This window comes from Candidatus Thiodiazotropha endolucinida, assembly GCF_001715975.1.
Lineage (GTDB): Bacteria > Pseudomonadota > Gammaproteobacteria > Chromatiales > Chromatiaceae > Thiodiazotropha > Thiodiazotropha endolucinida.
Genome location: NZ_MARB01000019.1, coordinates 64,604 through 80,401, shown reverse-complemented (window position 1 = coordinate 80,401; position 15,798 = coordinate 64,604). Strand labels below are relative to the sequence as shown.

Below are 15,798 nucleotides of genomic sequence, written 5' to 3'. Positions count from 1 at the left end.
CCCCGCGGCAATGGTTTTCTCCACCAGGGCAAGGGCCATGGCCGGAGTCAATAGATCCAGCAGTTGCCCACGAAACTTGGGGGTCGCGTATTCCAGGACACGGAACAGCTCGAACAGGGTGCCATTGGCCTGGATCAGATGCAGGAATGCTTCAGCGCCGATGGCCTGCTCCAGCCGTACCAGCAGGGCCTGGTCGGCATCGCCCAACTCCTGCATAGCCATATGCAGGGTGCCGATGGAGCGCCCCACGTCAATGGTTTTCTCCACCAGGGCAAGGGCCATGGCCGGAGTCAATAGATCCAGCAGTTGTTCACGAAACTTGGGGGTTGCGTATTCCAGGACACGGAACAGTTCGAACAGGGTGCCATTGGCCTGGATTAGATGTAGGAATGCTTCAGCGCCGATGGCCTGCTCCAGCCGTACCAGCAGGGCCGGGTCGGCATCAGCCAACTCCCGCATAGCCATATGCAGGGTGCCGATGGAACGCCCCGCGGCAATGGTTTTCTCCACCAGGGCAAGGGCCATGGCCGGAGTCAATAGATCCAGCAGTTGCCCACGAAACTTGGGGGTCGCGTATTCCAGGACACGGAACAGCTCGAACAGGGTGCCATTGGCCTGGATTAGCTGTAGGAAGGCTTGAGGTCCATAGACAGAAAACAGGTTTTCGAGTCGGTCGGGTGCGTACTTGGCCAAGGTACGAATCCCGGTCGCGATAGTCGCCACTCCTGCGCCATCGGTTCCGTTTGCCTCGTGCCGGAAGAGAATATGGAAACGCTCTACAATCAGCTCCTCATATCGTGATTTGCTAGGATGTTTGGCCAAGTTGAGCAGCATCAGCATGAGATGCAGGTGGAAGAAATGGTATTGCTCCAAATTGGCACCAATTTCGATTGTGATGGCCTCGTCAGCCAAAACCCTGGCCTTGAGTTGTGCTTCCACCTCGTTTGCCAATAGCTTGAGCCGCGTCGTCAACATGATCTCTACAAAGGATAAGGTTGCGCCCGTATCGTGAACTGCCTGTAGGTGTCCAAGGTAGCCGAGCAACGCATTCGAAGTGTGGTCGATCACCCCCTGGGTCAATCGTTCCGGTGGAATCTCGACGGTCACCAAGGCCCGCGTAACCAGTTCAGCCAGGGAGGCATGCAGAAATTTGTAGCGCGGCGGTCCGAACAACATGCTCATCAGTGGTGCTGCCAAGGCCTTCTCGCCCGGTTGCCAATCTCGATCCAGGCAGTCGGCAAGGGGAACTAAGTCGAATTGGGACAGGCATGCCAAGCGTAGTACGGTTGGCAGCCGCCTGGCGCCTCCAAAATAGCGATTGAGGATGCTGTTTTGCAGCTGATCTGGGTTCAGGCGTTCCAAGTCGTTCGGTTCGGTTACGTCCTGAAGGAGTTCGTCCAGCAATAGCAGGTCACCACCGGTCAAATGATGTAGCCGTTCCCTTCGCTTGCGGGAAAGCCCTTTCAGTTCTGGTCGCAGGTGAATAGCCACGGCCAGCGTGCGATCCAGACTGCACACCAAGTCCATGACTCGTGCCTCCTGTTGCAACTGGAACAGCCAATCCGGGGTATCGTCCAGTTCGTTGCCGCCACTCGAAGGCAGATCCCGCAATATCAGTAATAGTCGCAGTCGGTTGCGGCTGTCTCCTAACTCCGGAGCAAGGCTTTCCAGCAGACGCCCTGTCTTCACCAGATCCCGATGGCAATCGTCGAGGATAAAGATGGCCGGCAGGTTGGTGCGACGGCGTGCCGATTGCCATAGGCGCTGAACATCGGTGGAGTCTTCCAGGCTGGCATAATAGATGCGTCGTCTCGGTGACTCCATCCCACAGGCCAGCTCCAGCGCGATCAACGTCTTGCCGGCCCCGGGTTGACCCCGTATGGCGAAGACAGGGGAGGAGGAGATGGCGTCGTTGAAAGCTTCGGAATCCTTCTCCTCGACATAAATGGCCTCTTGGTAATGACGCTTCAGGAAGCGTTCCACTGGACGGTGACGCGCTTCGCTTCGGGATACGCGAAGCCAGGGATCGTCCATCCACCCATCATGATCACAGAAATGTTCGGCATAGGAAGGGGAAAAAAGTCCGGCGACCACATCGGGTAGGCGGCGCAGACGGGTATTCAGTGCATTCTGATCCCAGAAACCGATCTCAACGCCAGTTCTTGCCTTGAATTCATCTCGAAAATGGGTCCACTTCTCCCCAAGCGACCTAGCATCCAATGGATGGGGGCAACAGTAGATGTAACGCTTGGGTGTTGGCAGACCAGCTTTGCTGAGCCAATCCGTCTTGAATTTGGTAACGGCATCACGGATGGTGGTCCATGACGGCGCCACAGAAAGATTTTTGCATTGGTAGACAGTACGGATTTCGCCGGCCTCGACAACAATGTCGACACCATAATCGCTTTGCCCGCTACGCCCAAAAAAGCGGGGATTATGGCCCTCGGCTACCAATAGTTCATAACAGAGGCGTTCGAATCGAGAACCGCCTAACAGGTTGTATGGAAGATCCGCCAGCCCCTTGACTTGTGGGTTGGTATGTAGATCATCAGCAAGTGGGTCGACGCGATCCCAAATTTCTTTTGGTGAAAGTAATGAGATGGTGGATTGGTCCTTTGGCATCCTAAGCCTCTCGAAGTCGTAATATAAATAATAAGGTTTTCACCACTTTCAATCTACATGTGGAAATTATTATCCAAGATAGTCACATTAATAAGGGACATCCCCCAATTGTTCTAAGAAAACCGCATCCTGCCTTATTCTTATACCCTACTTATTTGAGAATATTAGCCCAACCGTCATCAATAAAGCCATTTCCAAACCGCCCGCTATTGGCCGCTTGGAGACCATCTACTGGCAAATCTGGAAATAACCAATTAGCCGAGAGCAAATACAAAAAAGTTGATTTGCCTATGGTTTTATCGACAATGCCTGAATCTAACAATAAGTATCCATTTTTCTGGCAAATACATCTTTTGATTACTGAGTTATCGGAAATACGGTGCATGAATTATTCATAACTTATTGATTTATGATCCACCTAAACCAAAATAATTATAAACGCCTACGAATATGTTGACCATTTCAGTCGCAACCTACGTATTAAAGTAGAAGGATTACAATTAGATCAACTTACGGATTTTCAAAATACATGGTTTTCTCATGCATATTGCAGATAACACGTCCAATTTTCTCCTTGCGCATTATCCGCCATACGTCAAAACCAGTTAATATTGCCTTTTCCCACTCTTTAGGAGTTGCTTGTTGCACTTCAAGATGTCTAGTAAGCAGGCGTATCGTCTGCAGAAGTTGTTCGTCAAGGGTTGTAACGCCTTCGTAGAATTTGTGATTGCGGGCATGCTCAAAAACTAGTGCTGATATGGCCTCATCTATAACGATTGCTCGACCGCCGTCTTCAATTTCATTGACCTGCTCGTTACTACGGCGTTTTTTATGCATCAGGCCTCGCGCCGTGGGTGACCACCCCAAACAGGTGACATAAGAAAAATGAAATAAATCATGATACCAGTAATAGTCGTCTTCATAATTATTGTCTCTGATCGTATTGCCGAATACCTCTCCATTAACAGAAATTTCAATGCAGTGTTTCCCATTTTTGTCAGTGCCTTCGTTAAATTCAGTGACAAATTCTCTGGGTAGCTGTTCTTTCTCGTCATACTCGTCATCATAAAAATCGCCTTCCAGGGGGAGTTGTGCCGTGCCTTGCAAATCAGCCCATCGATCTTGCGTTTTTTTAAGATTGAATTTAAGGATTTCAGAAAGCGTTATGTCTTCAATTGTGGCAATAGAAGTTAAATACCAGATAATGTCGCCTAGCTCTTCTACGAGCTTTTCACGAAAAAGTGTATAGCTATCACCATCACGCATTTTCTTTTTGTATTCCGTCGATAAGCTTCCAACCTCACCACTAAGACCAAGCATGACGATAGATAATGCCGCTTCCTGTGTTTTATGAAACTGCATGGTATCTGCGGCGAGAGCCTGATATTCATCAACGTTCATTTCTTTGCTCCTAGCTTGATTTTCCATTTGGGTGGGAAAAAATACTCTATGGGATCAGGGTTATACTTAAACCGCTGTTTTATCCGTGTCCGTCCCGAAAAGCCCGAAAGATCTGGATGTGCTACGCGGCAATATTTATCAACTTCGCAAAAAATATTTTGCATATCGATATACTGTAGCTTTCTGTTACCAAGCCTCTTGAATCTCAGCCCCAAACGTTCGAACTCGAATTCTTGTCTGTCGGTCATCATTTTGATGATGTCCGTTTCTGATAAGCCCCCCAACGATCTGAAGCATTTTTTAATGCCGTCTCTCGCCCCTGGGCCAGGTACCGTGAATTCAGTTTCTTTGAAGTTAGTCAGCTCACTATAATTGAGGTCAGTTACGTACTGGTAAGCGAGAAATCGACCGATTAGCGGGTAGTCCAATAACAAGGCATAGGCATCACGCATTTTTATGCAGTTAGCAATCTTGTCAGGTAATTTTTCTTTAAGCATTTTTTCTAGCAGCATCAAGTGTGCGTGGTGTTTGCGAGTAACATTAAACTCCCTACAGCCTGAGGCCATCATATATGCGTTTGAATAGAGGGTTCTTCCCTTATTCATCTCACTATCAAGAAACTTGATGAATGCGTTGATTTTGAAGGTCTTTACACTCAACTCTCCAAATCGGTGTTCCAGTAGCTTCCATGTTTCAATTTTATTGAAGAGCTTGAATAGTAATATCCTAAAAACAGTATCATTCGGGTTGTCGCCATATACGGTGTTGTATATCACATGCTTAATTAGATACTGGCTTACACGATCGCTGGCTCTGTATACATTTGTGAATTTATATTCCTGCAATATGGGATCGTCACTGAATGGGCGCTGCGCTCCATATAGGCGGTTGTACCAGACATTTTGGCGTTCGTAGGCAAATTTCCAGTAAGTATCGTATGCTTTTGTGGGTTTGGAAGGTTCGAGTTTTATTATAATGCTGGACGATTTAGACATATTGTTTGTATTTTTCCGCGAATTCTTTTGCTACTGACTTTTTCATCTTTCCAAGCTCCAATACGCTTGCGATACAGTTTACCTCAACGAGCTCTAGGCCCATCTCGCCCGCCATGAAGTGGCCTAGATTCTCCAGTCCAACATAATTACCATACGCTCTGTCCGCAAGATGTTGCATAGCGTATATGGCATTAAGCGTCACCTCGCCATCATTCTTAGGGACAAGACAGATTTGCTGGAGGCAAGGGAAACCGCGCAATGGCTGTGCAGTGTGATCTACGGTAGGGTCGAAGGTCAATGCAATTAGTGCCGACCGCCGATGAACCGGATGACGGACACCTTCTATGCCGTTATATGTTTCGATTATGTGCTTGAGCTGGTTAACACGTCGGCCATTTTGTTCATTATAAGCGACAAGTCGTCTAAAATAGTGGCCTTTGTAATTACGCTTGTCCTTTTTTATATATTTCCATATGCGATCAAAACGATCAAACACATCTTCGCTTCCACCTGTTAGGCTTTGAGGGAAAATCGTACCAGCTGTAGTATTTATGTGTGGCTGACCAACACTTTCCAGATAAACATTCAAATCACTTTCCAATTCATCGGCATAGACAGGAGTTTTACTCCCAGTTTTAAAATGCGCAATAAACGGTGAAAGCTCCCAATGAGGGCCATCAGCCATAGCAATTAAGGTCTTCAACCAGCATTCAGTTACATTTTCTCCCTGGATGATCATTCTTCTTCCTCATCATATTTATATTGGTAAAATCCCTGAAATTTATGACGACTGATTTTTACAAAACGACTCCATGTGCCGTTGTACACCCGCGTTATACCAGGGGATTTAGCTTTCAATATATTTTTCTGTACATCTTCGATCTCCAGTAAGTCTGGCCCATCTACCAGTAGCGGTTGATCAGTCACAATATAATTACCGACCTCCAGCTCCAGTGCCTTTTCTTCCCACCAATCTCCGATAGAGAAAATCTGCTGCTTGGTATCTAGTCCGCAGATTTCAAAACGAATCCCAGGCAGATTGCCTTTTTTTAGGGTTTGATAGTGCCTGTAATTGAAGAGCCGTAGATTACTGTAAATATGTGTGATAAAAGCCTGATAGGAAACACCAAAGTATTTCGCTAATATGTAGCAATCCTTAGGAGTTAAATTATTCGCTTCGATTCCGTAACGAATCATGCTCCGTGTAATTGCAGAAGATGGCATGAGAAGCATACTGGCAAAAAAATCAGCTTCAAGCTCCTCTTCATTGCTTGATCCACACTCAAGAATTTCATCAATAATTGTGCCATGTCCAAGCACATGATGGCCGATTTCATGCGCACAGGTAAAATGCTTCCTCCCCTCAGGGCGCTCAGCAGATATAAGTACTAGATTCTGGCTGGCAACATACATACCCTCAAAAGAGGGTATGTTCACGAAACGAAGATCAAAACCCATTGCTTCGCATAGAGCATAGGGGCAAATGGCTAAATGAGGAGAGACACCAAGAAAGGTCTTTCGCGTTTTTAAGGCTTTGGCAGTTACCTGAGCGGCTCTAATCTTTTCCATCCTTGTTTCCCGAGCTTTTGATCATCTTAATCGTGTTAATCAGTGTCTCTATATCCTCATCCTTCATGGCACTTAATTCTCTTGCAGCTGCTAAGATGGATTGGTCTATTTTGTCTTCACTTACAATCCCCTCGGTTATCCAGCTGACTTCAATGCCATAAAGGTTAGCAAATTCAACCACCTCATTAGATTTGACGTTTCGCCTACCGGCCTCAATCTCACTGATAGTTGGGCGATGCATCCCAAGTTTTTTTGCGGCTTGACCTTGTGACAATCCAGCCATTTCTCGGGCAGAGCGTAGACGGTTCGCGATGTCTTCTTTGCTCATGACATGCTTTCCTGTTTTATTTTTTGGATTGAGGTCACTAGGGAGCTAATAGTCATATCTTCATATTTCATGCCTGAAAATACCTTGTCCGGCGGTAATTCACATTCCAGGCGCTCTTCAATACCAATGAGTACTTCCAAGGTTCTCAGGCTGTCAAAGCCACACAAATCATTGGCAGGATTGGTATTCATGGTAATAGTGGGCACCTCTTCACACGAAAGCTCCATGTTTTCTTGAATGCAAGCGATAACTATCTGTTCTATATCTAATTTCGGCATATAGACCTCCTATTCCTTACTGGTGGTAAGAAAATATTACCACTGGTAAGAATAATGTCAAGGACAATATCCTGTATGCAAGCTCATTCTGAATATTCTCGATAGTTGCCAGGGCATTGCGGCGCTTCTGTGAGTGGGGTCCCTTTTGCGCCAGGTCGATGAAGGTTTCCTCAGTAGTCCGTGCAGTTCGGCTTCGCTTTTAGCTGCTAGTTAAAATCTCGCAGTTAGTCTCATTTTAACTCCCCGGTTTCGGGAGGCTGCAGCTCATATGCGGCATTTCATGGGCCGTCTGGGAGGATGGAGAGAGCGCGAATTCCCACCTTAGGTCACAACATGAATGGAGTAGCTGCCTTCCTAGCCGGCACAGGCTTGTACATCTTCGTGTGTATCTATCCACCCATCGAGGTGGTATTAAGGACGAGGTTCTAACGGCAAAGGCATTTGTAAGAAAAAGCCGACAGGGTGTGAGTTGGTTACAGATGATGTACTAGGGCCTGTTAACACTAATCCAGTGCGCAGTAGAGTCTGCGTGACTGAGGAGAAGTTTTTCTGGTGGAGAAAAGCCTTTCCTCTGCTGCAAACGAGTTGCTCGCGTTTTCCGGCGCCCCTTTCGAGCTGGGAAAGCCCCCCCTGCGCTTCCTGGGATTTGAGGTAATAATTGAGGGGCATTCGATCCGTCAAAAACAAGACAAATGACGATTTCCATCCCACGCTTTGCTTGGAGGACTGATCGTAATTTTATTGGTGTGTTCCAGCCCCGGCGTTTCGCCAACGTCGGCAGAGGTTCATGAGCAGCGCGCTTAACGCTTTCACATAAACCTCAAAAGCCGATGAACCATCGCAGTGCAGTCACTACATAATCTTTGGCACGTCCCGTTCAACCGCTATGAATGGAGTACAACTACTGACTGGACATCTAGTTAGATGTGGGCTGTGTTCTATCTTAGTAAGCAGAATCAAAATCCTTGTTACCTATAAAATGATAGAAAGCACACAATCTATCACATCTGCTTATAGTGTCAGCTACCAGTGCAGAGATTTGCACACGCTCACAAAGAATGCGTGCACTGCACAACCTGTTAAATAGGTAAATTAGTTACTGAGATAAAGAATAATCAGTAATGCTATTGATCAAGTGTATGGGTGAAACTGTGAACTTAGCATTTATTGACTAGGTGATCGATTATGCAGATGACGAGACTGAAACAAACCTGGCCTTTTCAAGCGCTGGCTGATAACATAAGATTCCGTATCATGCGTTTGCTTCTTGCTATACAAACACCAATATGCGTTGGTGAAATAGCTAACGCCCTCTCACTCCCATCGAACCATATAACGAAGCATACTCAAATCCTTGAAATATCAGGATTAGTAGTGATCTATAGGAAGGGTAGGAGTTGTTTTGTTTCGGCAGATAGCAGTAATGAAAATACCAAAGCAATCTTCATGGCTGTAATGGGAATGAGTGACGAATCCGGAATACACAAAGAAGACCTCTCTCGACTTCTGGAAGAAGAAGGAGAGGTCGTATGCCGAAATGATTAATTAAGACAATGTGAGAGCCTGGTTACAGGTCTTGATATTTCAATGCTGAAACCGAGAGTCATTGATTTGTTTAATGCTTGTTATAGGAATGAACCATTGTTGTACAACAACGTACTGATTAATAGTTATAAATTATGATCTGCGCTTAGACTTATCTGGTACTCTCACAGTACGTCCAAACGGAATTTCGAATTCTTCGGACCAGTGCCCAGACACGTCTGTAATGGCGCGCCATTTTCTCAAGTATCACCTGTATTGCAAATCGCGCCAAAAGAAGAATCGAGAGTATTCGAACCTCCGACTTCAAAGAGCCGGTTCGACCAGCGCCGCAGGCGTGCAGAACACCGCGCAGCGGCGGCCCCGCTGGGGTGAGGACCATCGATCCGAATAATCCCTCCGGGCGCACCATATAGATCTAAGAGTTAACGCTTATTTAGTGGCTAGCGCTTTTTCCTTTCCCGACAGTTTTCCGATAAATCCTTTACTTCAACCGACCATTTTCAGGGTGGGGGTCTGGGCGTTGCTACGATCAACGATCATTTCAGCGGTATTCAGCAGCGCTTGCCGTTCCGCTGCCGTGTAATGGGTCGTGATATCCCCGTTAGCATTTCCCAGCAGGGCTTTGCGCATTTCCAGCGGAACGCCTGTTCCCCTGAACTGATACCAAGGCGATACTTCCAAGATTTCATTCAAAAAGCACTCGATTTAGGTGAAAGGGGGCTCAGCAGGGAATCAATGTCCTCTATCGGCAACGGCCGGTTAATCCAGTAGCCCTGGAAGCGTTTGCATCCGCAGCTTTTCAGTAGCTCGAATTGCTGTTCATTGCTGACACCTTCTGCAACGACCTCAAGACCGAGATTTCTGCCCATCTCGATGATGGTCCTCACCATGGTGAGATCACCTTCGTCCACCAGGATGTCCTGCACGAACGACCTGTCGATTTTTAATTGTGAGACATTGAAGCGTTTCAGATAACTCAATGAGGAATAACCGGTGCCAAAATCGTCAAGCGAGGTCTTGATGCCCATGCGATTGAGTTTTTCTATCTTTTCATTGGTCCTGGAAAAATTGATGATCAGGGTGCTCTCGGTCAATTCCAGGTAGAGTTGATTGCAATCGATGCCGTACCTGTCGATGCTCGATGCCAGGTTACTGATGAAATCGGGTTTTTTGAACTGTAGCGCACTGATATTGACAGACAGGGTTAGCGAACGGGTTGAGCTTTCCTTCTGCCAGCGCTGCAATTGGTGGATGCCCTCATTGATCACCCATTCACCAATCGGGACGATCATACCGTTGAGCTCGATCAGGGGGAAAAGCTGGTCGGGGCCGATGATGCCTTTGTCCGGATGGTGCCATCTGAGCAATGCTTCGGCGCCGACCACATTGCGCTCGTGATCCACAATCAATTGATAAAACAGGCGGAACTGATTCTGTGTCAGGGCATAGGCCAGTTCACGCTCAAGTTGGAGTCTACTTTTGAGTTCCTGCTGCATCTCCGGATTGAAAAAATGAACGCTGTTACGGCCTGATTTCTTGGCTTCGTACATGGCGGTGTCAGCACGCTTGAGAATGTCTTCCGCGCGTGGGTATTCATCCCTGAACAAACAAACACCAATGCTGCAGGTGCTTGAGTAGCTGATGTTCTTAAGGTTCGACTCGGCGGACACTGAAACCAGAATTTTTTCGCAAATGGTCAAGACACTGCTGTTGATTTCAGCTGAATCTCTACCCATGTTTTCCAGTATGACCACGAATTCGTCGCCACCGAGACGCGCCACCAAATCGACTTCCCGAAGGCAGGAAGTGATACGCGATGCGACATCGATAAGCAGCAGGTCCCCGATATCATGCCCGTAACTGTCGTTGAGATTTTTGAAATGATCCAGATCGATAAACAGGAGGGCGGAATAGGTCAGTTGACGACGGCTATGGAGTATTGCCTGTTTCAGGTGACTCATGAACAGGCGGCGATTGGGTAGACGGGTCAGTGGGTCATAAAAGGCCAGTTCTTCCACTTCCTTTTCGATCTGTTTGCGATGCGTGATGTCGTCCTTTACCGCGATGTAGTTAGTGATCTGTCCCTGCGCATCCAGCACCGGCGTGATGGTCATGAACACATCGAACAGGCTGCCGTCTTTCTTGCGGTTGATTAGGTCACCCTGCCAGACCTGTCCTGAACTGATGGATTGCCACATATTCTCGTAAAAATCATTTTCCTGCTTGCCGGAATAAATCAGTTGCTTCGGATTATTCCCCAGTACTTCTTCCATGTTGTAGCCAGACATCTTGAGGAAGGCCTGGTTGGCCCATTCAATCTCGCCATCCGGATCGGTGATGAAGATAGCGTTGGCGGTGGCTTCCAGCGCAAGGTTTTGTTTGAGCAGTTTTTGTTCGATCTGTTTGCGTTCTGTTACATCGACATGGGTGCCCACTAACCGTTTAGGCGACAGGGGGCGGCTGTTATCATCACAGGCGAGCGATGCCCTGGATAAAATATTCACCCAGTGTCCGGCCTTATGCTGCATGCGGAATTCCACTTCAAACTTGTCAATGCGACCGTCGAGATATTGCCGGACCTGTTTCAATGTGGTGCCTCTGTCATCGGGATGTACCAGTTGCTCCCACACCGTCAGGTCGTCTTCCAGCAGCTCATCGTCCCGATAGCCCAACATGCTTTTCCAGCGGGGGGAATAATAAACCTCGTCAGTTTCAAGATTCCAGTCCCAGTAGCCGTCGTTGGCACCCTGCAGCGCAAAGAACAGGCGTTCTCGATTCAGACTCAGTTCGCACAACATATCTTTATGTTCGGTGACATCGATGATGGTTCCGACAATGCCTGTGACATCACTAATTTCAAGTTGCGGCGTTAGGGTCATTTCGACCGGGGTGCGTATATCGTTTTCTCCTATCAACTCAGATTCAAATGAAAAAATCTGCCCACTGCCTATAAGCAGCTGATGCACAATGGCATCGAATTCGGCGCGATCCGCTTCAGGTAGGAAATGAGACAATGGCAGATGAACAGCCCTGTCGATCGAGGTGCCGGTGATGTTTTCCCAGGCCAGATTCAGGAAAGTCATCCGACCGTCCCGATCCAATTGGAAGACGATTTGTTTGAGATTACTGACCAGTTCCCTGTAGCGGCGTTCAGAAGTACGCAAACGTTCAAGCAGTTTCAGGTTCAGCTGGGCCTGTAATTCGTCGCTTGTGATCTGCTTTTTCACCGTAGATTGCGGTTTATAGTTGCTCGGTCATCTGCGATGAGGTGATGGCTTCGGCATAGAGCGGAAATATCTCCTCACAATAAAATTCCTGCTCGAAACTGCTGCGTCCGGTGGTGCAGTCTTTCAGAATGGTGACTGAATAACCCTTGTCGAGCGCGGTGCGGGCGGTAGTGTCAATACAGATTGATGTGACCGCACCGGCGAATACCACATCGGTGATGTCGTGTGATTGCAGCAATTGTTCCAGTGATGTATTAGAAAAGGCGTTCAGTCCGCGCTTGCCCGGAACCGTAATGATCCTGTCACTGAAGGCCTTGATTTCAGCCACGGTCTCGCAACCTGTCGTACCATGCTTGACCGCCCCTATCTCCTTGATGGTTTTCAGGATACCGACCGGCTGGGTGATTTCGGAATAATCGCTGGTAAATACAATAGGAGTGTTAATCAGCAGGGTCGGTGTGTCTTTCAGGCGCTTTATGAGATTGACCGTGTTTTTCAGAGCGAGACCTGCTGCCTCTGAACTCTCAAGTGCTCCATGCAATGCCCCATCTTTGAGAAAATAATCATTCTGAAATCCAATGAGAATGATGGCAGTTTGATTGAAAACCATGGATTCATCGATTAGGAAAAGTTATTGAATAAGATCGATTTTAGCACAGATTCGACCAGCGCCGCGTAGCGGCGGCCCGAATATTCCTTCCGGGCGCGCCATTTTTTCAAGTATCACCGGCAGTGCTAATCACGCCTGGCGCGAAAGCGAGGTTGTTCGAACTTCCGACTTAAATACCAGAGGATTTTAATGGCTTATGCGAAATAGATATTCCCTTACACGACGAATTGAGCAACACCATCACGAAACGACCAATCAACATCATGATTCTCTGCAATCGTGATCAGAACATTCGCCGGATCTATACCGGGATTTTTTGCGAGGTTTTCAACGCATTTTTTGTAAAAGGCCTGTTTCGCCTTGTTTGAACGTCCCGCGCGCATGATGAGAAACATCATCACCCGATCACCATCGCGCTCCTGAAATTGCAGACAATGCGGTTCCACTTCATGAACGATCTGATATCGATCATCATCAGGGAAGTCCATCGTCTCAATAACCGCAGAATTCACACCGTCGGTAACGGCTTTAATATAGTCGGGTGACTTACCCTTGAGTATGGAAATGTTGACTAGCGGCATAGCAGATCCTCTTTTGTTAATTGATCTAATGGGATTACTCTAGTCTTACTAAGATTGCCATTGCTCTAAGATGCCCATCGCTATGCATACTAAAGATCGACAGCCAATCTGCACGAACACCATTCAATCCCGATTGGCTGGTACGGCCACAGCTTCGGTGTGTAACCTGGTGTGTTCCGGAATATATCGCGACACCAATGCAAACAGCCCTGTGGTTACCAACATCAAGAGAGCGAAGAAAACATAGTAGTCCGCACCCTGCAGAAGTTCACTGCCTTCGATGGCGAAATTGACCATGCTTGTAAAGAGGTTTCCCAGGGCGACGGACATCATGAAAAAGGCCATCACGAATGACTTCATCCGATTGGGCGCCTGAGTATATGAGAACTCCAGGCAGGTGATCGATACCATGACTTCGCCGCTGGTGAGCACCAGATAAGCCAATAACTGCCAGGCGATGGTCGGGGTTTGCCCCATGTCGATCTGGTGTTGCACCCATCCTGAGATACCGAAGGCTAGGGCCGCGAGGAGCATGCCGTAGCCGATCTTTCGCAGGGCCGTCAGGTGCCAGCGGCGTTGGATTGCGGGATAGATGAGATAGGAGAAGGTTGGTACCAGCAGCATCACCAGCAGGGGATTGGCCGCCTGGATCTGGGCCGGTAGTATCTCCACGCCTAACAACGTTAGATCCATTGACTTGGCCTGGATTACCCAGGCTGAGCCGGTCTGGTCGAAAAGGGCCCAGAAGACGGCAACGAAGAGATAGAGAATCAACAGCCGAGCCAGGGTGAGCAATCCATCGCGGCTGAATGTCTCGCGGACAAATTCCCACCCACCAGGCGGGATGTGTATAAAGCGACGGCGACCGGCCCAGAAGAGTATTGTGGCGACGACCATCAGGACACCGGGTACACCGAAGGCCCAGGCCGGTCCTGCCTGCTGCAGCAGCCAGGGGGTGGCCAGGGTTGAGATGAATGCGCCGAGGTTGACGGCGAAGTAGAACCAGCCGAAGGCACGCGGCAGAAGGTGCCCATTGGTGCGGCCGAACTGATCCCCCACATGGGCGGAAACGCAGGGTTTGATTCCACCGGAACCCAAGGCGATCAGCCCCAATCCGAGCAACAGGCCGAGGCGGGTGTGGTCCAACGCCAGGGCAAAGTGGCCGAGGCAGTAGACCAGGGAGAGCAGGATGATGGTGCGGTACTTGCCCAGTAGGCCATCGGAGATCAGTGCGCCCAGCAGGGGTGTGATATAGACCGCCGAGACGAATAGATGGAACCAGCCTTTCGCCTCCTCTTCATTCATCGGCTCCGCAACGCCGCTACTGTTAAGCAGGTACTGGGTCATGAAGACTACCAGTATCGCCCGCATGCCATAGAAGCTGAATCGCTCAGCCGCTTCATTGCCGATGATGAAGGGGATGCCTGCTGGCATTTTTCGGGACGGCAGTGGGGCGTGGAGATAGTCAGTCACGTATTTTAAAGGTGCTCTATGGCGGTTGCATCTGACCCATCATAACCAATTACCCGGATACTCGCCCAGACACTCTGTGTACAACGGAAATCATTTATGGGCTCTGCCGCGGTGATTAAAATGAAAGCAATCCTTTGACCCAATCGATGAAATCGTAGATCCGGCCGACAAAGGTATCTTTGGGGCGATACCCCTTTGCGAGCGATTGGCAGGCACTTTTCTCAATGGCATCCAGAAGCTGATTGAGTCGGCGTTGATGTATCCCGGTACGCTTCTGGATGGGGTCGTGAAGCATGCCGGAAAATGCCGCCACCAGGGCGATCGTCACCATTACCACTAGTACGGTTAGCATCACGATACCAATCGGCGGGTTTACCGGGAAGAGGGCGTAATAGAAGCGTCCCACTGTCTCTCCGAGAAAGAATTCCGAAGCGGCCTGTTCACTGGCGACTAAGTGGGCGATTGCAGCACCGGCCGAAAAGGAACCGGGTGTGAATTGATTCAGCAGGATTAAACCCAGAATGGCCGCCAGGGTACCTGCGGTGATATCGCCGGCTACATTTCTTGTTTGCACATAGATCCGCAACGGTTCCCTGGCTGATTGGTGGAGAAGTTGCCGTAGCCGTTTGTCTGCATCTTCATGGTGGTGGGATAGCATGAGCAAGTCCGTATACAGATGTGTGCTCAACGCCTGTTGAACCCTGGTGGGAAGTCCAAGATGGATCTTCAACAGGCGTCGGGCCAGGCGATGCGCCCCGAGGAGTTCGAACAGCATAGCGATCAGCCGGAGCAGGAAATTGGGTAAGCCCATCAGGAAGTTGAATGGTGCGACCAGGATGTCGCCTCCCAGGGCCAGTCTGTTTAACTGGAAGGCGCCTTGCAGGGAAAAGTGCCTGTTGACGAAGGTTGGAATTCGTTGCCTGCATGCCTCAATGTAGCTTACCAGTTGCCCCTGAATAACCGGATCGGTGAGATAGGGCTGTTGAATATCTTCTGACATTGTTTGAGGAAAGATCAGTGGCGGGCGGCAATGAGAATAGGTGACATCATATCACCCCCGGGGAATATTGCCTGATCTGGATCACATAATCCAAGTACTTCTACATCATGGTTTTTTTCGCTGTCAACCATCTACAGCAAGCTAGGTACGGCAATCCTGGAGGCAGAGT

The 15,798-nt window shown here is 48.6% G+C and carries 15 protein-coding genes; 1 reads left to right on the top strand and 14 read right to left on the bottom strand.

Annotation, left to right across the window (positions count from 1 at the left end; translation table 11 throughout):
- From CODIS_RS15375 to CODIS_RS15345, 8 genes are all read right to left on the bottom strand, one after another.
- A partial coding sequence (locus CODIS_RS15375; RefSeq protein ID WP_154723162.1) for an nSTAND3 domain-containing NTPase occupies positions 1 to 2,622 on the bottom strand: 2,622 nt, incomplete at its 3' end.
- A 151-nt stretch (positions 2,623 to 2,773) separates the two neighbouring features.
- A complete protein-coding gene (locus tag CODIS_RS21015; protein WP_154723161.1) occupies positions 2,774 to 3,007 on the bottom strand; it encodes a hypothetical protein in 234 nt (77 codons plus the stop codon).
- A gap of 125 nt (positions 3,008 to 3,132) precedes the next feature.
- Complete coding sequence (locus tag CODIS_RS15370) at positions 3,133 to 4,023, bottom strand: nucleoside triphosphate pyrophosphohydrolase family protein (protein WP_069126833.1); 891 nt, start codon at positions 4,021 to 4,023, stop codon at positions 3,133 to 3,135.
- Positions 4,020 to 5,018, bottom strand: a complete 999-nt coding sequence (locus CODIS_RS15365; protein ID WP_069126832.1) for a nucleotide kinase domain-containing protein — start codon at positions 5,016 to 5,018, stop codon at positions 4,020 to 4,022. The genes CODIS_RS15370 and CODIS_RS15365 overlap by 4 nt, the downstream gene beginning before the upstream one ends.
- Positions 5,011 to 5,757, bottom strand: a complete 747-nt coding sequence (locus CODIS_RS15360) for a thymidylate synthase family protein (RefSeq protein WP_069126831.1) — start codon at positions 5,755 to 5,757, stop codon at positions 5,011 to 5,013. Before CODIS_RS15360 ends, CODIS_RS15365 begins: the two co-directional genes overlap by 8 nt.
- Positions 5,754 to 6,587 carry an ImmA/IrrE family metallo-endopeptidase gene (locus CODIS_RS15355; RefSeq protein WP_069126830.1) on the bottom strand — a complete coding sequence of 278 codons (834 nt, stop codon included), beginning with the start codon at positions 6,585 to 6,587 and terminating at the stop codon, positions 5,754 to 5,756. The genes CODIS_RS15360 and CODIS_RS15355 overlap by 4 nt, the downstream gene beginning before the upstream one ends.
- Positions 6,574 to 6,915 carry a helix-turn-helix domain-containing protein gene (locus CODIS_RS15350; protein WP_069126829.1) on the bottom strand — a complete coding sequence of 114 codons (342 nt, stop codon included), beginning with the start codon at positions 6,913 to 6,915 and terminating at the stop codon, positions 6,574 to 6,576. The genes CODIS_RS15355 and CODIS_RS15350 overlap by 14 nt, the downstream gene beginning before the upstream one ends.
- Positions 6,912 to 7,193, bottom strand: coding sequence for an acyl carrier protein (locus CODIS_RS15345; RefSeq protein ID WP_069126828.1), 282 nt, complete (start codon positions 7,191 to 7,193; stop codon positions 6,912 to 6,914). The genes CODIS_RS15350 and CODIS_RS15345 overlap by 4 nt, the downstream gene beginning before the upstream one ends.
- A 1,185-nt stretch (positions 7,194 to 8,378) precedes the next feature.
- On the opposite strand from CODIS_RS15345, the gene CODIS_RS15340 reads away from it, so the two are divergent.
- Positions 8,379 to 8,738, top strand: a complete 360-nt coding sequence (locus CODIS_RS15340) for a helix-turn-helix domain-containing protein (RefSeq protein WP_069126827.1) — start codon at positions 8,379 to 8,381, stop codon at positions 8,736 to 8,738.
- Positions 8,739 to 9,224: 486 nt separating this feature from the next.
- Here CODIS_RS15340 and CODIS_RS21010 read toward each other — a convergent pair whose 3' ends face one another.
- From CODIS_RS21010 to CODIS_RS15310, 6 genes are all read right to left on the bottom strand, one after another.
- Positions 9,225 to 9,368, bottom strand: a complete 144-nt coding sequence (locus tag CODIS_RS21010) for a hypothetical protein (protein ID WP_235615244.1) — start codon at positions 9,366 to 9,368, stop codon at positions 9,225 to 9,227.
- Positions 9,369 to 9,427: 59 nt separating this feature from the next.
- A complete protein-coding gene (locus tag CODIS_RS15330) occupies positions 9,428 to 11,965 on the bottom strand; it encodes a sensor domain-containing protein (protein WP_069126825.1) in 2,538 nt (845 codons plus the stop codon).
- 13 nt (positions 11,966 to 11,978) lie between these two features.
- Complete coding sequence (locus CODIS_RS15325) at positions 11,979 to 12,575, bottom strand: cysteine hydrolase family protein (protein WP_069126824.1); 597 nt, start codon at positions 12,573 to 12,575, stop codon at positions 11,979 to 11,981.
- A 215-nt stretch (positions 12,576 to 12,790) separates the two neighbouring features.
- Positions 12,791 to 13,156, bottom strand: a complete 366-nt coding sequence (locus CODIS_RS15320; protein ID WP_069126823.1) for a tautomerase family protein — start codon at positions 13,154 to 13,156, stop codon at positions 12,791 to 12,793.
- A 123-nt stretch (positions 13,157 to 13,279) separates the two neighbouring features.
- Complete coding sequence (locus CODIS_RS15315) at positions 13,280 to 14,590, bottom strand: POT family MFS transporter (RefSeq protein ID WP_069126822.1); 1,311 nt, start codon at positions 14,588 to 14,590, stop codon at positions 13,280 to 13,282.
- 154 nt (positions 14,591 to 14,744) lie between these two features.
- A complete protein-coding gene (locus tag CODIS_RS15310) occupies positions 14,745 to 15,629 on the bottom strand; it encodes a DUF6635 family protein (RefSeq protein ID WP_069126821.1) in 885 nt (294 codons plus the stop codon).
- Positions 15,630 to 15,798: the final 169 nt, after the last annotated feature.

Bases quoted from the DNA above. Each gene is read 5' to 3' on its own strand.
- CODIS_RS21015 (WP_154723161.1), bottom strand. From the start codon at position 3,007: ATGCACCGTATTTCCGATAACTCAGTAATCAAAAGATGTATTTGCCAG.
- CODIS_RS15325 (WP_069126824.1), bottom strand. From the start codon at position 12,575: ATGGTTTTCAATCAAACTGCCATCATTCTCATTGGATTTCAGAATGAT.
- CODIS_RS15365 (WP_069126832.1), bottom strand. From the start codon at position 5,018: ATGTCTAAATCGTCCAGCATTATAATAAAACTCGAACCTTCCAAACCC.
- CODIS_RS15350 (WP_069126829.1), bottom strand. From the start codon at position 6,915: ATGAGCAAAGAAGACATCGCGAACCGTCTACGCTCTGCCCGAGAAATG.
- CODIS_RS15355 (WP_069126830.1), bottom strand. From the start codon at position 6,587: ATGGAAAAGATTAGAGCCGCTCAGGTAACTGCCAAAGCCTTAAAAACG.
- CODIS_RS15320 (WP_069126823.1), bottom strand. From the start codon at position 13,156: ATGCCGCTAGTCAACATTTCCATACTCAAGGGTAAGTCACCCGACTAT.
- CODIS_RS15370 (WP_069126833.1), bottom strand. From the start codon at position 4,023: ATGAACGTTGATGAATATCAGGCTCTCGCCGCAGATACCATGCAGTTT.
- CODIS_RS15345 (WP_069126828.1), bottom strand. From the start codon at position 7,193: ATGCCGAAATTAGATATAGAACAGATAGTTATCGCTTGCATTCAAGAA.
- CODIS_RS15315 (WP_069126822.1), bottom strand. From the start codon at position 14,590: ATGCCAGCAGGCATCCCCTTCATCATCGGCAATGAAGCGGCTGAGCGA.
- CODIS_RS15340 (WP_069126827.1), top strand. From the start codon at position 8,379: ATGCAGATGACGAGACTGAAACAAACCTGGCCTTTTCAAGCGCTGGCT.
- CODIS_RS15310 (WP_069126821.1), bottom strand. From the start codon at position 15,629: ATGTCAGAAGATATTCAACAGCCCTATCTCACCGATCCGGTTATTCAG.
- CODIS_RS21010 (WP_235615244.1), bottom strand. From the start codon at position 9,368: ATGCGCAAAGCCCTGCTGGGAAATGCTAACGGGGATATCACGACCCAT.
- CODIS_RS15360 (WP_069126831.1), bottom strand. From the start codon at position 5,757: ATGATCATCCAGGGAGAAAATGTAACTGAATGCTGGTTGAAGACCTTA.